Raw genomic sequence first — 20929 nt, forward strand, 5'->3', positions numbered from 1 at the left:
GCTTCGGCCCTGCCCGTTCCGGCCGCGCAACACGGCCAGCCAAGCAAGAGCACTTATGTTACGCCTCCATCCGTTACTGATTTTCACCCCTATTCTGCTGCTCGGCAGCACCGCGCTACAGGCCGCCGACGAAGACACCAACCTGCGGCTCAACCAGCGTATTGAAGGCAACGCCAGCGCCCAGGAACAACAGCTGCTGGAGGGCGAGCTGGATGAGCAGCCCAGCATTATCCTCAATGGCGAAACCCTCACCATCGGCAACAACGCCAACGACTTGGGCCGCGCGCTTTACCTGTCGCTCGGCCATCAGCAGTGGCAGGCCGCCAGCGCTTTTTTGCAACGCTACCGCGTCCTGCCCGACGCCGACCCCCTGCTACTGGCCTACGCCGACGGCATGCTGGCCCGCGTGCGCGGCGAGTTTGCCGAGGCTGAAGCGCACTTTCGTCATCTGCTACGCCTGCACCCAAGGTTTCTACCCGGCCAGCTGGAATTGGCCCGCGTGCTGTTCGAGAACCAGCAAGACCGTGCAGCAGAAGACCTGTTCCGGCAGATTCAGGCCGAACTACCCACAGAGGATCCGCAGGCAAACGGCGTACGTACCAGTGTGGGCCGCTTTCTGGCTGCACTGCAGCAGCGCCAGGGCTGGCAAGGCTCGCTCAACCTGGGACCAACCTGGAGCGACAACCTGAACCAGAGCTCGGAAAGCGATACTTGCCTGCTGGCGACTACGCTCGGCGCCTGTATCGTGCGCCGCACCTTGCCGGAGGCTGTTAGCGCCGCCGGGCTGGATTACGAGGCCACCCTTAATCGCCGCGTTGCACTCAGCGGCCATCACGGCGTCTACGCCCGCGCGCTGTTGTATGGCTACAGCTACAACAACTACAGCGAATACAACGAAAGCACGCTGATCACCAACCTGGGTTACAGCTACCGTAGCGCGCGCAACCAGTATTCGCTCGCGCCCTCGTTTGAGACCAACCGCGTCGGCAACGAGAGCCTGTATTCTGCCTGGGGCGCACGCGCCGAGTGGCTGCATCAACTCAGCCGGCACAGCGCCATCAAGCTGGAAGCGAGCTACCGCGACATGCGCTATCAAGACACCCTTTTCCGCTACAACGATGGCAGCAGCAGCGCACTGTTCGCTACTGGCTGGCACGTGTTGTCGCCGCGCTGGACGCTGTTTGGCGGGCTAGATCTTACCGATCGCCGCACCGATGAAACAGCCTACGGCTACCAGCAAGGCGGAATACGCCTCGGCGCGGCACTGACCTTGCAAAGCGGCTTTCGCGCCAGCCTGTTCAGCTCGTTTCGTCACCGCGAATACGCGCAATACAGTGCGCTACTGGGAGACCTGCGGCGCGATGACGAAACCAATCACACGCTAATTGTTGGCGCTCCCCACCTGGCCTGGCAGGGCATTACTCCCAATCTGAGCCTGAAATACACCGAGGTTCGCAGCAGTATTGGCTGGCTGTATTCCTACCAACGAACTCAGTTGAGCCTGCGCTTTGAAAAGTTGTTTTGATCAATGCCAGCTACTGACGAACCCGAATGCAAAAAAACACACTAATTGATTACGGGATCAGGGCTGCTCGTTCGTTGTGTAGATATAAACCGCAAACAGGCATAACGCCGTTGTCTGCTGATCACGCCCGCCCCCAAGGATTCGTCATGACCCAGGTCGTTACCCCGCCCCTCCCGCTGAGCAGCTACCTCAAGGAGCAAACCACCTCCACCCACGAGAGCCTGGATCGACGCATTATGGCCCTGGCGCCGTTCTCCAGTGGTGAGCGCTTTGCCTGCTTCTTGCGTATGCAGCTGCGTTTGCACTACGCCACCGCCCCGCTGTACCAGAATCCGGCGCTGCAAGCACTGCTGCCGGGCCTGGCCGAGCGCAGCCGGCTACAGGCGATCATTCTCGACTGTGCCGACTTTGATATCACCGCCGAGCAGCAGGAAGCAGACCGTAGCGCCGGGTGCGCAGCCCAAAATGCCAGCACCATCGGCGCCATCGGTTGGCTTTACACCCACGAAGGCTCCACCCTGGGCGCGGCATTTCTGCTCAAGCATGCCCGTGAGCAACTGGGGTTATCCGAAACCTTCGGCGCTCGCCACTTGGTCGGCCACAGCGATGGCCGCGGGCTGCACTGGCGCGAGTTCAAGCAGGCACTGGACGCCCTGAATCTCAGCGCCGCCGAGCGCGACCAAGCGGTTGCTGGTGCGCGCGACGCATTCGCCTTTGTACGTGCCTCGGTAGAAGAGCTGATGGCCGACAATCAACCGGCTGCTGCCAGCTGATGCAACTGCTGATCCGGCTGGGTTGGCGCCTACTGGCGTTCGGCTTTGTCACGCTGGGCTTGATTGGCGTGGTACTGCCCGGCATGCCCACCACGGTCTTTATGCTGTTGGCGGTCTGGGCGGCCAGCAAAGGCTGGCCGCCGTTGGCAGACTGGCTGATCACTCACCCACGCTTTGGCCCGCCGATTCAGCAGTGGCAGCAACACCGGGCCATTCCGCGCCGCGCCAAGTGGTTTGCCGGCATCAGCATGTTCATCAGTATGCCGCTCATCTGCCTCACCGCGCCCAGCCCATGGATACAGTGGTTGATCCCCAGCAGTATGTGTCTGGTACTGCTTTGGCTGTGCACCCGCCCGGAACCGCCCTGCCCGCAACCCTGACCGACGCACTCAACGCCAGGAAGCCTTCACCATGCGTTTTTTCACCCTGATCTGCACGCCCCTGCTGGCCATGGCGCTCAGCACAATCGCCTTGGCACAGGCGCCGGTAACCGCCGCCGACAGCCAAACTGTCGCATCGTCTGAGCAAAGTAACACTGCCATCGCGCAGGCCGATAGCGCAGGCACCGCAGCCGCACCAGTGATCACCGAGCTGCCCCATGACCTGTCGCCCTGGGGTATGTACCTGGCTGCCGATTGGGTAGTCAAATCGGTGATGATAGGCCTGCTGCTCGCCTCGCTGCTGACCTGGTCGGTCTGGGTCGGCAAGCTGATTCAGCTGGCGCGGGCGCGCCGTCGCGCAAATCGTCTACTACACCTGCTGGTGGAAGCAGAGCACTTCGCCTATGCACAGCAGCAGAGCGGCGAGCAGCGCGGCGCTGGTATGGATCTGCTGCACGCCACCGCACATGAACTGGCGCTCTCGGCACGCGGTCCAGCCAGCGACGAGGGCATCAAGGAACGCGTCGGCGCGCGGCTGGAGCGGGTACAGCTTCACGCTGGCAATCAGATGAACAAGGGCACCGGCCTACTCGCCACCATCGGCTCGGTGGCGCCTTTCGTTGGGCTGTTCGGCACCGTCTGGGGCATCATGAACAGCTTTATCGGTATTGCCCAATCACAGAACACCAACCTGGCGGTGGTCGCGCCTGGCATTGCCGAGGCCCTGCTGGCCACCGCCTTCGGGCTGGTCGCCGCGATTCCGGCGGTGGTGATCTACAACCACTTTGCCCGCGCCATCAACGGCTATCGCGCGCAGTTGGGCGACATTGCCACGGCGCTGTTGACCCTGGTCAGCCGTGACCTGGATCGCCAGCACGCACCCCGGCCGGTTGATGGCGCGCGCAGCGTACTGCCGATCAGCCTGGGGAAACACTGATGGCGTTCAAGCCCCCCTCCAGCACCGGCAATGAATTGACCGAGAACCACGAGATCAACGTCACCCCGTTTATCGATGTAATGCTGGTACTGCTGATTATCTTCATGGTCGCCGCGCCCCTGGCCACCGTCAGCGTTCCGGTGGACCTGCCAGCCTCCACCGCCAAGGCACAGTCGCCCGCCGAGGAACCGCTGTATCTGAGCGTGCAGGCCGACCTGAGCCTGACGCTCGGCGAGCAGCAACAACTCAGGCTGGCTGAGCTTCCGGCGGCCCTGGCCATTGCCGCACCCGACACCGAGCAGCGTATTTTCCTGAGGGCCGACCAAGGAATCAGCTACGGCGACCTGACCGAGGTAATCAACACCCTGGGCAGTGCTGGCTATCTAAAGGTCGCGCTGGTCGGCCTGGAACGCAACCCATGACGCCACTGGCCGGCCCCGCACGCAGCCAGCCTCGTTCGGCCGCGCCCTTCTGGCTGATGGCCATGCTGGCGGCGGCAGGGCTGCACCTGCTGGCACTGGCTGCCTGCCTTTGGCAACCCGCCCGGCCACTGCCGCCGCAACCGCAGGCCGCGCCCATGGCGATCGAACTGGTGATGCCATTGGCAGCGCCAAGCCAGCCGGTAACCGATCTACCACCGGGGCCACAACAGGTGCAGGCGAGCGCTGCGCGCGCGACCCCTCAGACGGCGCAGCAAGGCCAGCCGGACCTGCCAGCCCTACCAGACCAGGCCCAGGCCGAGGTCGCCCTGCCCAAGCCAGAGCCCGAACCCATCGTCCACCAACCGGCCAAAGCGCCGCCCACAGAGCAAGCAGAGATGCTGCCCGAGCCGCTCAACCCCAGCGCCGACCAGTTGACTGCCGCCAAGACCAGTGCACCGCCGAGCGCCGCGTCGGTGCAGCACAGCGAGACCTTGCAGGCACCGGCCCAGGGTGCCCTGCGCCAGCAGCAACTGGACGCCCGTCAACACTGGGAGCAACTGCTCTACGCCCACCTAGAACAGCACAAGCGTTATCCCCGGCAGGCCCTGCGCGCGCATCAGCAAGGCATGCCCACCATCACCCTGACGATGAATCGCAGTGGTCAGGTCATTACCGTTGAACTGGCCGGCAGCAGCGGCGCGCGCACTCTCGACCGCGAGGCGCTGGCCCTGGCCAAGCGCGCCGAGCCCCTGCCGCTGCCGCCACCGGAAATCAGCGGCGAACAGATCACTCTCACCGTGCCGGTGTTTTTCTCGCTGTAACCCACAGCCCAGTGCATCATTCACCAAAACAGCTCTAGCACGGGCATTTCGTTAAACCTTCGCCACGCAAATGAAAATCAATCGCTGCAACAGGAACGTCACACCCGGCCATTATCCTCACTCGCGCCAAGCGGGCTGGTTTTCCCCCACAGTGTTCCTTCTCGCCCGGTAGCTCCCTTTTCTGACGACCCACAACGAAGCGAGAACCGAATGAATTCTTATCCACAAGCGACCACGCTGCCGATGCGCCTGGCGCTGGCTGCAGCCATTGCGTTGGCCCTGGCTGGCTGCAACGACGGCAGCTCCGATAAAGACGACTCCGCTGGCAATCCCGTTATCGAAAAACCGGCCAAGCCGGCTGGCCTCGGCAGCGCACAGACGGTTGCTGTGCCTGAAATGGCGTACCCGGCGCCGGTCATCGTTAACGCAGAGAACAACGCCGACGGCACCCTGCGCTGGGTGCTGGATGACAATCCCATCGCCTACCTGCTGCGCGACATCAATCAGATCTGGAAAGGCACGACAGACAGCTACCAGCAAGGCGCCTCCGGTAATGGCCCTGACGACTATCTGAACGACCCCATCGTCAACGCCAACGCCTGGCAAGCCAACATCGGTTACGTAATTGATGTCACCCGCGAGCGTACCGATGACCAGGCCATTCAGGCCTTTCTGGACGATGTACGCTCCAAGAACTACAGCGTCATCGATGGCTATGGCCCGCTGACCGAGGCCTATGTCGCCGGCTCGGGTGCCTACGTGGATGTGCCGGTACCCACCGTGAATCAGGTACTGCAGGACGTGAACTTCGGTTCCGGCAACAACGATGGCATTGCCTGGGCCGGCAGCAAAACCTCCGAACTGGGCGCGGTCGTGACACTGGTGGAGGCGTTCCGCCAGCGCTCGCCCGCCTCGACCAACGCCGCCAAATACATTTTCTCGACCCCGCGCCCCTGGCGCATGACCGACACCGGTGCCATCGACTTTCTCGGCACCGCCAATCACAACTGCTACGACGTCGATGGCAACCTGAAGGTGCAACTGACCGACCAGTACACCACCAGCGTGAAGCTGGTACCCGGTCTGACCTGCGCGCGGCGCGCCCACAGCACCGGCGATCACGACAAGGGGCTCTACACTGAAAGCACTGAGAACCGTCGCAAGGACGGCGGCTACCCAAGCGGCCATACCAACGCCGGTTATCTTGCCGCCATGGCCTACGCTTACGCGCTGCCGCAACGCTACTCGGAAATGCTCACGCGCGGCTCGCAACTGGGCGAGAACCGTATCGTCGCAGGCATGCACTCGCCGGTAGACGTTATCGGTGGCCGTATCCACGCGATGATGGTGGCCAGCTATGCATTGGCTCAGCCGGATCTGCTGGACGAAGCCACCGCCGCCTACAATCAGGCACAGGAGGTTTTTGGTCGCCTGGCCGAGCAGCAAGACACCGATCTGTACAGCTTCGCCCACCAGCCGGTGACGAACGAGCGCGGTCTGATCGACGGCAGCATGATCAATACTCAGGTGTATAACACCAGCCTGTACGATGACCACGCGCGCAACAAGGAGCTGTACCGCTTCCGCATGACCTACGGTCTGCCGCAGGACGAGTCCAAAGCCGGTCAGGACCCGATTGTGCCGGAAGGCGCCGAAGCACTGCTGGCCAGCCGCCAGCCCTACCTGAGCGCAGAGCAACGCCGCGCAGTGCTCTACACCACATCCATCGATTCGGGCTACCCGATTCTCGACGGCACCAACGGTTGGGGTCGGCTTGATCTGGTCACCGCAGCCGATGGCTACGGCGCCTTTCTGGGTGATGTCAAAGTCGAAATGGATGCCAGCCAGGGCGGCTTCAGCGTGCAGGACTGGTGGAGAAACGACATCAGCGGTGAGGGCCTGCTGACCAAAGCCGGCACTGGCCACCTGACCCTGACCGGGGACAACACATACAGCGGCGGCACCCTGGTGCAGGGCGGTGTGCTGGAAGCGGCGTCGACGGCGGCCTTTGGTACAGGTGACCTGTATATAGAAGACGGTAGCGTATTGGTTGATGTGGACGGCGCGCTGGCATTGCAGGGCAACCTGACCCTGGAAGGCGGCACTCTGAACCTCGCTGTGGAAGAGTCATCGGCGCAGGTCACGGTCGCCGATACCCTGTATCTCGAAGGCGGCGATCTGCAGCTCGACTTCGCAGGCTACACCCCGGCCAGCGGGACCGAGATTGTGCTGCTGACTGCCGGCAGCCTCAGCGGTACCTTTACCAGCGTCGATTCTGCTGTGGACGTAGAGCTGAGCTACAGCAACAACCGCGTCACCGCAGTCGTTCAGTAACCCCTCACCAGGCGCTCCGCCCGGAGCGCCATTGCAAGCACTGCTCCGGCAGCCGGCCCATCACCGCGCTGCCGGGCAACCGGTGCAGCCACCCCGTATCTTTGCTGCCCGGCGCGCCGATTACCGCTGACTGCGGCATTTGACCACGCCAGCACATTCTCCCTTCGGCAGACTTGCTGCTAGAATTTCGCGCATGACGCTCTCCCGTGACAATCGGCTATCCATCGCCCTCGCCCTGTACCTCTGCACGCTGTTCAGCGTGCTGACCTGCGGCTTCCATCAGGGGCAAATGAGCGGACTGCAGTTGAGTGGCGCCGGCATCGCCTTCTGTAACGCCGGCAGTCACAACCAGACGCATCGCCTGCAGCTGGACCCGGACCAGGGCACGCACCAGCAGATGGATACCCTGGGGCCCCTCTGCCCGCTATGTTCTTCGGTCGGCTCCGGCATTGCCCTCAACAGCCTGGGCTGGTCGCTGTATTACCCACCGGCAGTCGCACCTCCCGCGCCGCAGCCCAGCCACTGGGCACGGCCGCCACCGCGTGCCCAGTGGCCTGCACTCAACCCCAGAGCTTCGCCCGTTGCGTATGACGCAGCGGGTATCAGCGCCTGATTCAGGCGCCAACCGCCCGTTACGTCCACAGCCACCACCCCAACCAACCTGTTTTTAAAGCCAGCCCCTGGCTGCTGGCACTCTGTGGATACAACAATGCAACCAACACTGAATCTGTCTATCGCGGCGCCCTCCCTGCGCTGGAAAATCGCCTTCTCACTGTTTCTCACCGGCCTGGCCGGCGCTGGCCAGGCGAACGAACACGCAGCCCATAACGCCGATCATGCAGTTGTCGCCCCGGCGCAGCTGGCACCGGTGGTGATCACCGCCGTACAGCAAAGCTCACCGCTGACCATCATCGCCGACCCCAAACAGGCGCGCCAACCGGTGCCCGCCAGCGATGCCACCGACTACCTGAAAACCATCCCCGGCTTCTCGGCCATTCGCAGTGGCGGCACCAATGGTGATCCGGTCTTGCGCGGCATGTTTGGCTCGCGCCTGAACCTGCTGGCCAACGGCGGCCAAATGCTCGGCGCCTGCCCCAACCGGATGGACGCGCCCAGCTCGTATATTTCACCGGAAACCTTCGACAAACTCACCGTCATCAAGGGTCCGCAAAGCGTGATCTGGGGCCCTGGCGCGTCGGCCGGCACGGTGCGCTTTGATCGTGAGCCAGAGCAATTCAGCGAAGCCGACAGCCGCCTGCATGCCAGCCTGCTGGCCGGCTCGGATGGTCGCCTCGACAAGCTGATAGATGGCGCCGTTGGCAACCAGGATGGCTACCTGCGCATCAGTGGCAACGAGGCCCAGGCCGACGACTATCAAGACGGCAACGGCGACACCGTACCCTCGCGCTACCGCAAGTGGAACGGCGACGTGGCGCTGGGCTGGACGCCCGACAGCGACACCCTGTTGGAGCTCAGCGCCGGCAAGGGCGATGGTGAAGCACGCTACGCCGGGCGCGGCATGGACGGCACCCAGTTTGCGCGCGAGAGCCTGGGGCTGCGCTTTGAACGCAGCAACCTCGGCGCCATCGACAAACTCGAAGCCCGTGTGTACTACAACTACGCCGACCACATCATGGACAACTTTCGCCTGCGCGCGCCTGACCCCACCAGCATGATGCCCATGCCGATGGCGGCACAGGTAGATCGCCGCACCCTCGGTGGCCGCGTTGCCATGACCTTCAACTGGGACGACCTCGAGCTGATTACGGGCGTCGATGCCCTGCGCAGCGAGCACCGCGAGCGCAGCTCCAGTTACGACATGATGAGCGGCAGTTACACCGATGCCGACGAGTTCGCCTGGGATAAGGACGCCGTCATGCACAACTACGGCCTGTTCGGCGAGCTGACTTGGTATCAGACCGAGCTCAGCCGCGTTATTACCGGTGCGCGGCTGGATCGCGCCTCCGCCAAAGACTACCGCGCCGAGATTCGCGGCATGATGATGAACACTCCCAACCCCACCGCCGGAGAAACCCGCAGCGATACCCTGCCCAGCGGCTTTGTGCGTTACGAGCGGGATCTGTCCAGTTCACCAACAACACTCTACGCCGGTCTCGGCCACGTTGAGCGATTCCCGGACTACTGGGAGCTGTTCTCGGCCAGCACCGGTCCCAGCGGCGCGCGGAATGCCTTCGACGGCATTCGCCCGGAGAAAACCACGCAACTGGACGTGGGCGTGCAATACCAGCAAAACAACCTGCAGGCCTGGGCTTCGGGTTATCTGGGTCAGATACGCGACTATATCCTGTTCGATTACAGCCCCGGCATGATGGGCATGGCCAGCAGCCAGGCTGACAACATAGACGCGCGCATCATGGGCGGCGAGCTGGGCCTGGCCTACGACCTGTCCAGCCACTGGAAGGCCGACACCACCCTCGCCTACGCCTGGGGCAAAAACAGCAGCAACGGCCAACCCCTGCCGCAAATGCCACCGCTGGAAGCGCGCTTTGGCTTGAGCTACGAGCAAAGCGACTGGAGCGCTGGCGCGCTGTGGCGGGTGGTGGCGGAGCAGAACCGCATCGACGAGGGCAAAGGCAACGTAGTGGGGCAGGATGTAGGCCAGAGCGCCGGTTTTGGCGTGTTCTCCTTCAACGCCGCCTATCGGCTGGATGAACACGTCAAGCTCAGCGCCGGCGTCGATAACCTGTTCGATAAAGCCTACGCCGAGCACCTGAACCTGGCTGGCAACTCGGCCTTTGGCTACCCGGCCGATTCCATTGCCATCAACGAGCCCGGCCGCACGCTCTGGGCCAAACTGGACCTGGACTTCTAACACGCCGCCATAACGGGCAGGTACCGCCGCAGCGGCGCCTGCCCGCTGCGCAACAGCCCACCCCGCTGCGACTGCCCTATCTCCAGCGTCATATCCTGACACTTACCGCCACCGCCCAACCCAGTGGCCATTGCTATACTGCCGAATCCTGCCTTGACTGCGATGGCTTTGCGCCTCGCCCAGAGGGCATCGGATTGTTAACGATCACGCCGGGAGTCTGTACGTGAATAAAGCCATTCTCTTTAGCGCCTGGGCCAGCCTGCTGCTGCCCGCCGCCAACCTGCATGCCAATCCCACCGTCAATTATGGCCCCGAATTGCAAGGGTTTGAGTACCCCTACCCCGTCGAGCGCTTTGCGTTTACCTCGCAGCAACAAGACCTGGAAATGGCCTACATGGACGTCAAGCCAACCGGCCAGGCAAACGGCCGAACGCTGGTGCTACTGCACGGCAAGAACTTCTGCGGCGCCACCTGGGAGCAGAGCATCAAGGTGCTGAGCGAGGCGGGTTACCGGGTCATCGCGCCAGACCAGATCGGCTTCTGCAGCTCCAGCAAACCACGCGGCTATCAGTTCAGTTTTGCGCAACTGGCCGAGAACACGCGCGAGCTGCTGGAGTCGCTAAACGTGCCTAAAGCGACCATCATCGGCCACTCAATGGGCGGCATGCTGGCCGCACGCTTTGCCCTGCAGTTTCCTGAACAGGTCGAGCAACTGGTACTCGCCAACCCCATCGGGCTGGAAGACTGGCAGCAGAAAGGCGTGCCCTACGCGACTATCGACCGGCTCTATCGCGCGCAGCTGAAAACCAGTTACCAGGGCATCAAGGACTACCAGTTGAAGTACTACTACAACGGCGAGTGGAAGCCGGAGTACGACCGCTGGGTAGAGATGGCCTACGGTATGTACGCCGGCCCCGGCAAAGAGATCGTCGCCTGGAATCAGGCGCAGACCGCCGAGATGCTGTTTACCCAACCTGTGGTGCATGAATTCCCGAACATTCAGGCACCAACCCTGCTTTTGATCGGCGGCAAGGATCGCACCGCCCCCGGCGCCAACCGCGCGCCCGAGGCCATCGCCGAACAGTTGGGACAGTATCCGCAACTGGGCCGCGCGACCGCCGAGGCGATCCCCAACGCAACCCTGGTGGAATTTCCTGAGCTGGGGCATTCACCCCAAGTGGAGGCGCCGGAGCAGTTTCATGCAGCCTTGCTAAAAGGCCTGGCACAACTGAACCAGTAACACCGCCCCCCTGACTCAACGGGGCGTCAGGCGCGCCTCGTGCACAACGTACCGCTTCACGCCCCTGTGCTGTGCTGCGTGCGTTGCCGTGTGCGCCAACCAGCGCGTATGCTCAGAGATCGGCCAGGGGCTGTTTGAGCACATAACAGCAGCAGCCGAAAGCCGCTCACCAAGAAGAAAAAAGGAATTGGCACCGCAGTCGGGTGCCTGGCAGGAGTAACGGATCAATGCATTTCCGTAACCACTTGTACGTCTGGGACGACCGCTTTATTTACGTTACCCCGGGCATGGTGTCCGAGATCACCCAACGCCACACCGTCACCCTGCTGATTGCCCTGGACGAGCCGGGCTTCGTGCTCGGCGATACCCATGGCCAACAGCAGCGCTATCAGGCCGCGCTGATTGCCCGACATCGCGCCCGCTCGCTGGATGCCAGCCAGACTCGCCTGCTGTCGATCAACTTTGACCCGCAAAGCTACGAGCACCACGCGCTCAGCCATTTTCTGGGTGAGCATCAGGTACGCGCGGTGATTCTGCAACCGGGCGCGATTGACGCCACGGTCATGCAGCGACTGGGCTGCGGTCAATTGGACAGCGCCGCGCTATTCCGGCTCACCACCACCCTGCCGCGTGCCATCAGCGGCTATCGGCCGGTCACCATCAACCTCGATATGCGCGCCATGCACGTGGCCCAGAAAGTGAAGAAAGAGCTGCCGCTGACCAGCTCGGTGGCTGAGCTGGCCAGTGACGTTGGTCTGTCCGCCGACCGGCTGTCGCACCTGTTTTCTGCCAAGTTGGGCATTCCCATCAAAAGCTACATTCTCTGGTCCCGCATGCGCCGCGCCGTGCAGCTGATTGCGCAGGGCGAAGCCTTGAGCGCGGTGGCCTACGACGCCGGCTTCTCAGACTCGGCGCACCTGACCCGGACCATCAAACAATTTTTCGGCCTGACCCCGTCGTTCATCATCAAAAACATGCAAGTGCATATGCTCTAAAAAAGTGCACGGGTAGCAGCTACGTTCAATTCCCATTCGCATTGTTGGCCTATGCTGCCTGCTGATCACCCAAATGGGTGGCAGTACAACAATAAGAGGAACCAACCATGCACCTGCTACTTCAGCGCCGGGGGCTCACCCAGCTGAGTCTGTTGACCATCGCCCTGACACTCAGCGCCTGCAAGATCGGAGGCGGTGGCGGCAGCGACGACGATACGCCCGCCCAAACCAGTTACAAAGCCACCATCGAACGCACCACTTTTGGCATTCCGCACATTACCGCAGACGACATGGGCGGTGCGGGCTACGGTCACGGCTATGCCATTGCCGAAGACAACCTCTGTGTGCTGGCAGACGCCTTTGTCACTTTCAATGGCGAACGCTCACGCTACTTTGGCCCCACTGCCGCTGCCGCCACCATGGGCACTTTCGGCACCCCGCCCAATCTGGAAGCCGACTTCTTCTTCCGCCTGCTCACTGATCAGGCCGCGGTAGATGCCTTCAAGCAAGACCAGCCCGAGGATCTGATGGAGCTGACTCGCGGCTTTGCTGCCGGTTACAGCCGCTATGTGGAGGAAATTCAGGGCGGGGAACATGCGGGCCGTCACGCCGACTGCCGCAACGCCGAGTGGCTGCAGACCATCGACGAGGACGACGTGCTACGCCGTCTGATTGCTCTCAATCTTGCAGCCAGCAGCGCCAACTGGGTCACCGAAATCACCAGTGCGCAACCACCGGCACCGGCAGCGGCTGCCCGCGCGCTCAGCACACCAGCGGTGGCGCAAAGCCAGGCACTCAACGCCGACCGCGCTGCCGTGGGCCGTGAGGAGGGCATCGGCAGTAACACCTTCGCCTTCGGCGGCGACAGTACCGAAACCGGCCGCAGCCTGCTGTTCGCCAATCCCCACTGGTATTTGCTGGGCGTCGACCGCTTCTATCAACTGCACATGACGGTGCCGGGCAAGCTGGACGTCTCCGGCGCCTCAATCATGGGCGCGCCCATGGTGCTGATGGGGTTCAACGACAACATCGCCTGGGCACATACGGTGTCTACCGCCCGCCGCTTCACTCTGTATCAGCTGCAGCTCAAGGCCGGCGATCCCACCACCTACGTGAAAGACGGCGTCGACAAGCCCCTCACTGCACACGAAATTACCGTGCAGGTGATGGGCGACGACACCAACCTCAGTGACGTCACCCGCACCCTGTACAGCTCCGAATACGGACCAATGATCAACCTCGCCGGCCTCGGCCTGCCCGGCTGGAGCAACGGTGCGGCTTACACGCTGCGTGATGCCAACCTGGAGAATACCCGCGCCTTTCAGAACTTCTTCGCCTTCGACAAGGCCGAATCGCTGGACGATTTCTACGCCAAGGCCAAGGAGTACGTCGGCATCCCCTGGGTGAACACCACCGCCATCGGCCGTGATGACGACCGCGCCCTGTACTCGGACATTACCGTCGTGCCCAACGTACCTGACAGCATGCTTGCCGGTTGTCTGGTCCCCGGCTTGGGCCAGGCAGTACTGGGTCTTGTACCCGGATTGCCGCTGCTTGATGGCAGCCGCGCTGCCTGTGACTGGAAGACGGATGCCGATTCAGTGCAACCCGGCACCTTCGGACCCGGCAAGCTGCCCAGTCTGTTGAGCAAAGACTATGTCGCCAACATGAACGACAGCTACTGGCTGAGCAATCCCGAGCAGCCGCTGACCGGTTACGCCGGCATCATCGGCCGTGAAGACTACGCCCAGAGCCTGCGTACCCGCATGGGCCATACCCTGGTGCGCGAGCGTCTGACCGGCACCGATGGGCTTAACGGCTTCCAGGCCACCAGTGAGAACATCCGCGAAATCACCCTCAACAGCCGCAACTACAGCGCCGAGCAGTTCAAGGCTCCGGTACTGGCGACGGTCTGTGATCCTGAACCGACCGGTGCCGAGTTGCAGGCCTGCCAGATATTGAGCGCCTGGGACAACACCGGCAACCTGGACGCCGTTGGCGCGCATGTGTGGACCGCGTTCTGGGAAACCCTGCAGACCAAGCTTGATGACCAACCTGCCGTCAATCCGTATGCGGTGCCGTTCGACGCCAACGATCCGATCAATACCCCGCGCGGGTTGAGCACCGATGCCAGCGTGCAGAACTTGGTGCAACAATCCTTCAGCGAAGCCATCGCCCAGCTGCAGACCGACGGCGTAGCGCTGGATGCAAGCCTGGGTGAGGTGCAGTTCTACCTCAAGCCCGGCGAGCAGATTCCGCAATATGGTGGCGAAGGCTCAGAGGGCTACTTCACGGTGCTGCGCAACAGCTACATGCACGTGGTGGAATTCCCCGAGGGTGAGCCGGTCAACGCCTACACCTTGCTCTCGCACTCACAGTCCAGCGATCCGGCCAGCCCGAATTACAAGGACTACACCGAAGCCTACTCGCAGAAGCAATGGCACCGCTTCCCGTTCACCCGCGAGCAGATTGAAGCTGAGCGGGTCTCCAAGACCGAAATCAGCCAATAACCAACCGCTGAAAAAAGCCCCGGGCGCTGAATTGACCCGGGGCTTTTTTTCGCACGCAAAGTGCTCTCGCCATTTAAACCTGCAATGCTTGGCCTTGACCGCGCAGAAAACCCATCTATAAGCCACATGAATACAGCTTTATGCCAAACGATTTTACATAAAAACAAATTGCATTTATGTCTCAATCACCCGATTGAATCTTGGTTTGTTTAACCACCCCAGCCCGAACCAGAAGCCCTGAACAAGACACTAAAGTATACGACTGTATACGTATTTTTTCTGTCCGCAAACTCGCTACCGGGAATGCCCAACCCCAATGTGACCCAAGGGTCAATTTAAAAAAATGCCTCCTCATCGAGGCTATCGCACTTGTCCGTAAAAGCCCGGCGCAGCCGCCCTGGCGCCTTGGCGAGCCGACCAGACAGACCATATTCTGTTTGGCGATTGCCTTAACGGTAAATCCTAAGCACTGCCCAACCGACTTCAGAAAGCCGACTCAGCCCTGACCGACGTCGAGCGCATCCAACGCCGCCGACAGGCAGGCGGATACCTGAAACCGCAGGGCCACACCGCTCATCCAAATAACAAAAGGTGGAATATGAAACAGCGCAAAGGCACATTGGCAGCGCCGCGCAAAGCCCTCCCGCTCATCGCCCTGGGCGCCCTGATGCTCGCTGGTATCAGTGGCTGTAATGACGGCGATGGCAACGATGACAATAACCAGACACCCGCAACCCGTACCGGCGTCTTTACCGACAGCCCGGTAGCGGGCCTGCGCTACCAGACCGAGACCCAGCAGGGTGTGACCGGGGCTGATGGCACCTTTCAGTATCAGGATGGCGAACAAGTGAGCTTCAAACTTGGCCAGCTGGAACTGGGCAGCACCCTGGCGGCCGCACAGCTAAGCCCGCTTGACCTGGTTGAGAGCGCCACGCTGACCGATAACAGGGTCACCAACCGGTTGGTGCTGCTGCAAAGCCTGGACGCAGACCGCAATCTCAACAATGGTATCCAGATTTCTGCGGCCATTGCCGAGGCCGTGTCGGTCTGGGCCAGCGCCCTCGTTTTTGATCAGGACCCCGCCAGCTTCGCCAGCAGCCTGCCCGTTCAGTCGCTACTGGCGGAGCTTAACGCGGCAGAGCCAGCGGTATTCACCGAAAGCGACCCGCGGCCACGCAAGCTGCGTAGCGCAGGCGATGCCCGTGCGCACCTGGAGAACACCCTGAGTGAACGCAAGGTTGTCAGCACGCAAAGTGGCGATGTGGCCGGTTTCTCACCGGACGACGACGGCTGGGCTTGGTATGGCATTCCCTACGCCAAACCGCCGGTGGGCGAGCTCCGCTGGAAACCGCCAGTCGCGCCCGAGCCTTGGGACGGCGTGCGAGAAGCCACCGCCTGGGCTGACCAATGCGCGCAGCCTTCCTATCTGGAAGCCTTCGGCAAAGGCAGCATGAGCGAAGATTGCCTGTACCTGAACGTTGTAGTGCCCAAGGGTTACGACGGTGAAAAACTACCCGTTATGGTCTGGCTGCACGGCGGTGGTTACGCCATCCTTACCTCCAACAGCCTTTCCTATAATCATACGGCCCTGCCCAGCCAGGGTGTCATCGTGGTCACGGTAAACCATCGCCTTGGCGCTTTCGGTTACATGGCGCATCCCAAGTTGACCGCTGAATCGGAGCACCAGTCTTCCGGCAATTATTCACAGCTGGACCAGATAGCGGCGTTGGAGTGGGTGCGTGACAACATCAGCGAATTTGGCGGCGATCCGGATAACGTCACCCTCTTTGGCCAGTCGGGCGGCGGCATGAAGGTCATCTCGCTGCTGAATTCGCCTTTGGCAGAGGGGCTGTTCCATCGGGCGGTTATCATGAGCGCAGCGCCACCGCCAGACGATGAAATTCGCCCGATTTACAACCCTCTGGCCATCGAAGAGCAAGGCGGCATCTCATTGACAGAGCGCCTGGGCCTGCAGGATGAGCCTGACGTCATCGCCGCCATGCGTGAGGTGCCCTGGTTTGAGCTGGCCAGTGTGGCGAGCGCCTATGGCGTAGACTTCTTCAAACCCAACGTCGACAACTGGTACGTCAAAACCGATATCCGCGAGAACGGCTTTCACAATGACGTGCCGATCATTCTGGGTACACCCCGCAATGACGCCGAGTGGGTCATTCGCGGCATGCAGTGGTACCTGTCCTTCCTGCAAGACAAGCACGAGTCGGACGTGTTCGCCTACGTCTATGATCACGTACCCGAGAACTGGGCCAATCGCGGCGTGGGCGCCTACCACAGCATCGAGTTGACCTCCGTCTTCGGCTATCCGGACACCTACTACAACCATTACGTGCTTGGTTTGACCGGTCTGCCCAATGCCAACGCCGGCAATTACGCCGACAACCTGCCAGGCTGGGGCCCCGTCGACGAATCGATAGCGGACGACAGCATGGCGTTGTGGGCGCAGTTTGCCAAAACCGGCGATCCCAGCACGGCGGAGATCACTTGGCCGGCCTACAGCAACGCAGGCGAGGAGTTCCTGCTGATGAATTACGACATGCAGGCGCAGGATGATTTCATGAGCTTTTTCCCTTGATCAGGTGATCATCCAGACCAGCCACCTGGGCTGGATTACCGCCAAGCCGGCACCTGCCATCCGGTGCCGGTCTTTTTTTCTCCTGCCCGAAGCAGAGCCGTGCTTCTGCGCAGCCCAAGCGCGGCGCACTGCGCCAGCAAACAGTTGCCATCGGCAGCGCCATCGCGCTAAATATCCCCAGCCCCTTTGCAGGCAACCGGATCCGCTGAGCAGCACGACTCACCGGCCGCCTTATTACTTTTCATCTGAATCTGGACGTCCATGAGCCCCCAAGATGCCAGCGGCCGCGCGCTGCAAGCCGAAGAACGCTACCGCCTGCTGGTCGATGCCATTATCGACTACGCCATTTACATGCTGGCGCCGGACGGTACCGTCGTCAGCTGGAACGCCGGCGCCCAACGCTTCAAGGGCTACACCACCGACGAAATTGTCGGCGCGAATTTTACGCAGTTTTATACCCCGGCAGATCGTGAGGCCGGGCTGCCCGAGCGCGGGCTGAAGAACGCCGCGGAGCAGGGCCGCTATGAAACTGAAGGTTGGCGGGTACGCAAAGACGGCACACGCTTCTGGGCGCATGTGATCATCGACCCCATCCGCACCAGCAGCGGAGAGCTGATCGGTTTTGCCAAGGTCACCCGTGACCTGACCGAGAAACGCGCCGCCGAAGAATCCCTGCGCCAGAGCGAACAGCAGTTACGTCTACTGATTCAAGGCGTGACTGACTATGCCATCTACCTGCTCAGCGCCGACGGCCTTGTTACCAACTGGAACGCCGGCGCGCGGCGTATCAAGGGTTACGAACCGGAGGAAATCATCGGCCAGCACTTCTCGCGCTTCTATACCGATGAAGACCAGGCCGCCAACCGCCCCACCACCAATCTGGCGCTGGCCGCCCGCGAAGGTCGGCTGGAAGAGGAAGGCTGGCGCGTACGCAAGGACGGCACCCGCTTTATGGCCCACGTGGTGCTTGACGCCATCCGCGACGAGCACGGCCACCTGACGGGGTTTGCCAAGGTCACCCGCGATGTCACCGAGCGCTACGAAACCCAGAAGGCCCTCGACAAAACCCGCGAAGCACTCTTTCAAGCACAGAAGATGGAAGCGGTCGGCAGGCTTACCGGCGGCGTAGCGCATGACTTCAACAACCTGCTCACCGTCATTCTCATCAGCCTCGACCTGCTCCGTAAACGCCTTCCCGACTCACCGCTGCTGGAGCTGATCAACAACGCCGCCCAGGCCGGTGAGCGCGGGGCTGCCATGACCCGACGCATGCTCGCCTTTTCACGCCAGCAGACGCTCAAGCTCGAAGCTGTGGCCCTGCCGGAACTGGTGCTCGGTATGCACAGCCTGATCAAGCAATCAATCGGTGCCAAAATCGCCATCGATACCCACTTCGAGCTCGGTTTGCCGCGCATCAAAGCTGACGCCCACCAATTGGAAACCGCCCTCCTCAACCTGGTCCTCAATGCCCGAGACGCCATGCCCGAGGGCGGCAAGATCGTGATTTCCGCGCGCCCCGCGCCGCTCACCGAAACCCCTCCGGGCAGCGCCACCGCCGACCACTACCTGCTGATGGAAGTCGCCGACTCCGGCGAAGGCATGGATGCCGACACCCTGGAAAAAGCCATCGACCCCTTCTTTACTACCAAAGGCGTGGGCAAAGGTACCGGCCTTGGCTTATCCATGGTGCACGGCATCGTCGAGCAGCTGGGTGGCAAACTGAAGTTGCAGAGCATCCCCGGCAGCGGCACCACAGTGCAGCTGTGGTTACCCGTCGCCGACGCCGACAGCACGCCAATCAGCAGCGCCGCAACGCAGTCGCAACCCGCTCAGCCGGCCATCCAAGGGCTCCGCATACTGGCGGTGGACGATAATGAACTGGTGCTGATCAACACCTGCGCCCTGCTGGAAGAGCTCGGCCACCGCCCCATCCGCGCCCACTCAGCGCAGCAAGCGCTAGACATGCTCGAACGCATCGCAGTGGACCTGATCATCACCGACCACGCCATGCCCCGCATGACCGGCAGCGAACTGGCCGAGCACCTCGCCATCAGCCACCCCAACCTACCCGTCATCCTCGCCTCCGGCTACGCCGAAATCACCGACCAGCCAGCACGCGCACTACCGACCCTGGCCAAGCCGTTTGATGAGCGGGGATTGGCGTTGGCGATTGGGCGGGCGATGGAGCTTTCAGACTTCTAAGCAGACTGTGAAGAAGTGAAGCGGCACCCTCTGCAGACCGACGCCTTCCTCATCTTCTGAGCTGCCTGTGCGGCAGTGAAGACACGGCGCGCGTGTCGGCGGCCATCTTGGGATTTCTGAGCTGCCTGTGCGGCAGTGAAGAGGTCAACTATGAATAACCAATCGATGCCAGTTTTCTGAGCTGCCTGTGCGGCAGTGAAGTTATTCACCTGGATGTAGCGCTTACCCTCGCATTTCTGAGCTGCCTGTGCGGCAGTGAAGGAATCCCTCTTCCAGCCCTTTCGTTCGCGCTTTTTCTGAGCTGCCTGTGCGGCAGTGAAGTCGCGCTGGTCGAAGCCGGTGTGGCGAGACATTTTCTGAGCTGCCTGTGCGGCAGTGAAGTGGGGCCATGAGTACAGGACGCGGGGCACTGTTTTCTGAGCTGCCTGTGCGGCAGTGAAGCGGAAAGCTATCAGGGTGCGCGCCATCCCATATTTCTGAGCTGCCTGTGCGGCAGTGAAGGTTGAGGCGTATCGGGCATATGACGCTATACCTTTCTGAGCTGCCTGTGCGGCAGTGAAGGCGTGCCTTTAAATGTTTCCCGCTTCCATTCTTTTCTGAGCTGCCTGTGCGGCAGTGAAGACAGGAACCTGGCCAGAGGCAATAGCGGTGTTTTTCTGAGCTGCCTGTGCGGCAGTGAAGACTGTTTGCCGATGAGGATTTCTCGGAAGCATTTTCTGAGCTGCCTGTGCGGCAGTGAAGGCGTCTCTCTGCTGGCGAGCCTTCGCCTTCATTTTCTGAGCTGCCTGTGCGGCAGTGAAGTGCTGGGCTTGCTCTACCCACACCGGCCAGTCTTTCTGAGCTGCCTGTGCGGCAGTGAAGCCTGACGCTGTTTGATATCGACTCAGGCAAATTTTCTGAGCTGCCTGTGCGGCAGTGAAGCACTTCGGCAAAGAACTTGCCCTGGTTGCGCATTTCTGAGCTGCCTGTGCGGCAGTGAAGGCGCGCTCCTCGAAAGTCCCGGTGGGTGTGTATTTCTGAGCTGCCTGTGCGGCAGTGAAGTTTCCTTTGTTCGCCCGGCTCGACCGACCGCTTTTCTGAGCTGCCTGTGCGGCAGTGAAGTATCTTCAAACGCGCTGGACTTACAACGGCATTTTCTGAGCTGCCTGTGCGGCAGTGAAGAGCCTTGGTGCGCGTGACGTCGTTCTCGGGCATTTCTGAGCTGCCTGTGCGGCAGTGAAGCCAAGCTTGATTCTGTGCTGAATGACATCCAATTTCTGAGCTGCCTGTGCGGCAGTGAAGCGGCAATCTCAGGGATTGTCCCGTTAAGTTTTTTTCTGAGCTGCCTGTGCGGCAGTGAAGTGTCAGGGATAACCGTATACCCGATG

The 20929-nt window shown here is 61.6% G+C and carries 14 protein-coding genes and 1 CRISPR repeat array (1 of these 15 running past the window's edge); all 14 genes read left to right on the forward strand.

Features of this window, described 5'->3' with window-relative positions; translation table 11 throughout:
• Positions 1 to 55: 55 nt before the first annotated feature.
• The 14 genes from V7747_RS00980 (at position 56) to V7747_RS01045 (ending at position 19562) form a co-directional block, all read left to right on the forward strand.
• On the forward strand, positions 56 to 1525 hold the full coding sequence (locus V7747_RS00980; RefSeq protein WP_335614195.1) for a surface lipoprotein assembly modifier: 1470 nt from the start codon (positions 56 to 58) through the stop codon (positions 1523 to 1525).
• A 146-nt stretch (positions 1526 to 1671) separates the two neighbouring features.
• Positions 1672 to 2298 carry a biliverdin-producing heme oxygenase gene (locus V7747_RS00985; RefSeq protein ID WP_335614196.1) on the forward strand — a complete coding sequence of 209 codons (627 nt, stop codon included), beginning with the start codon at positions 1672 to 1674 and terminating at the stop codon, positions 2296 to 2298.
• Complete coding sequence (locus V7747_RS00990) at positions 2298 to 2678, forward strand: YbaN family protein (protein WP_335614197.1); 381 nt, start codon at positions 2298 to 2300, stop codon at positions 2676 to 2678. Before V7747_RS00985 ends, V7747_RS00990 begins: the two co-directional genes overlap by 1 nt.
• Positions 2679 to 2709: 31 nt before the next feature.
• A complete protein-coding gene (gene exbB, locus V7747_RS00995) occupies positions 2710 to 3615 on the forward strand; it encodes a tonB-system energizer ExbB (RefSeq protein WP_335614198.1) in 906 nt (301 codons plus the stop codon).
• Positions 3615 to 4037 (forward strand): TonB system transport protein ExbD, encoded by a 423-nt coding sequence (gene exbD, locus V7747_RS01000; protein ID WP_335614199.1) that lies wholly within the window; start codon positions 3615 to 3617, stop codon positions 4035 to 4037. Before exbB ends, exbD begins: the two co-directional genes overlap by 1 nt.
• A complete protein-coding gene (locus V7747_RS01005; protein ID WP_335614200.1) occupies positions 4034 to 4858 on the forward strand; it encodes a TonB family protein in 825 nt (274 codons plus the stop codon). The genes exbD and V7747_RS01005 overlap by 4 nt, the downstream gene beginning before the upstream one ends.
• A gap of 210 nt (positions 4859 to 5068) precedes the next feature.
• Entirely contained in the window at positions 5069 to 7192 is a 2124-nt protein-coding gene (locus V7747_RS01010; protein WP_335614201.1) for a phosphatase PAP2 family protein, read from the forward strand.
• A 193-nt stretch (positions 7193 to 7385) separates the two neighbouring features.
• Positions 7386 to 7805 carry a DUF2946 domain-containing protein gene (locus V7747_RS01015; RefSeq protein ID WP_335614202.1) on the forward strand — a complete coding sequence of 140 codons (420 nt, stop codon included), beginning with the start codon at positions 7386 to 7388 and terminating at the stop codon, positions 7803 to 7805.
• 96 nt (positions 7806 to 7901) lie between these two features.
• Entirely contained in the window at positions 7902 to 10025 is a 2124-nt protein-coding gene (locus V7747_RS01020; protein ID WP_335614203.1) for a TonB-dependent copper receptor, read from the forward strand.
• A gap of 223 nt (positions 10026 to 10248) precedes the next feature.
• Complete coding sequence (locus V7747_RS01025) at positions 10249 to 11265, forward strand: alpha/beta fold hydrolase (RefSeq protein ID WP_442909163.1); 1017 nt, start codon at positions 10249 to 10251, stop codon at positions 11263 to 11265.
• Positions 11266 to 11492: 227 nt separating this feature from the next.
• Entirely contained in the window at positions 11493 to 12260 is a 768-nt protein-coding gene (locus tag V7747_RS01030) for a helix-turn-helix transcriptional regulator (RefSeq protein WP_335614204.1), read from the forward strand.
• Positions 12261 to 12367: 107 nt separating this feature from the next.
• A complete protein-coding gene (locus tag V7747_RS01035) occupies positions 12368 to 14770 on the forward strand; it encodes a penicillin acylase family protein (protein ID WP_335614205.1) in 2403 nt (800 codons plus the stop codon).
• Positions 14771 to 15368: 598 nt separating this feature from the next.
• Entirely contained in the window at positions 15369 to 17360 is a 1992-nt protein-coding gene (locus V7747_RS01040; RefSeq protein ID WP_335614206.1) for a carboxylesterase/lipase family protein, read from the forward strand.
• Between the two features lie 261 nt (positions 17361 to 17621).
• Positions 17622 to 19562 carry a PAS domain S-box protein gene (locus tag V7747_RS01045; protein WP_442909164.1) on the forward strand — a complete coding sequence of 647 codons (1941 nt, stop codon included), beginning with the start codon at positions 17622 to 17624 and terminating at the stop codon, positions 19560 to 19562.
• A 53-nt stretch (positions 19563 to 19615) separates the two neighbouring features.
• A CRISPR array of direct repeats spans positions 19616 to 20929; the repeat unit is 28 nt; unit sequence TTTCTGAGCTGCCTGTGCGGCAGTGAAG (it continues 634 nt past the right edge of the window).

It is taken from the genome of Halopseudomonas sp. (assembly GCF_036960865.1).
Classification (GTDB): Bacteria; Pseudomonadota; Gammaproteobacteria; order Pseudomonadales; family Pseudomonadaceae; genus Halopseudomonas.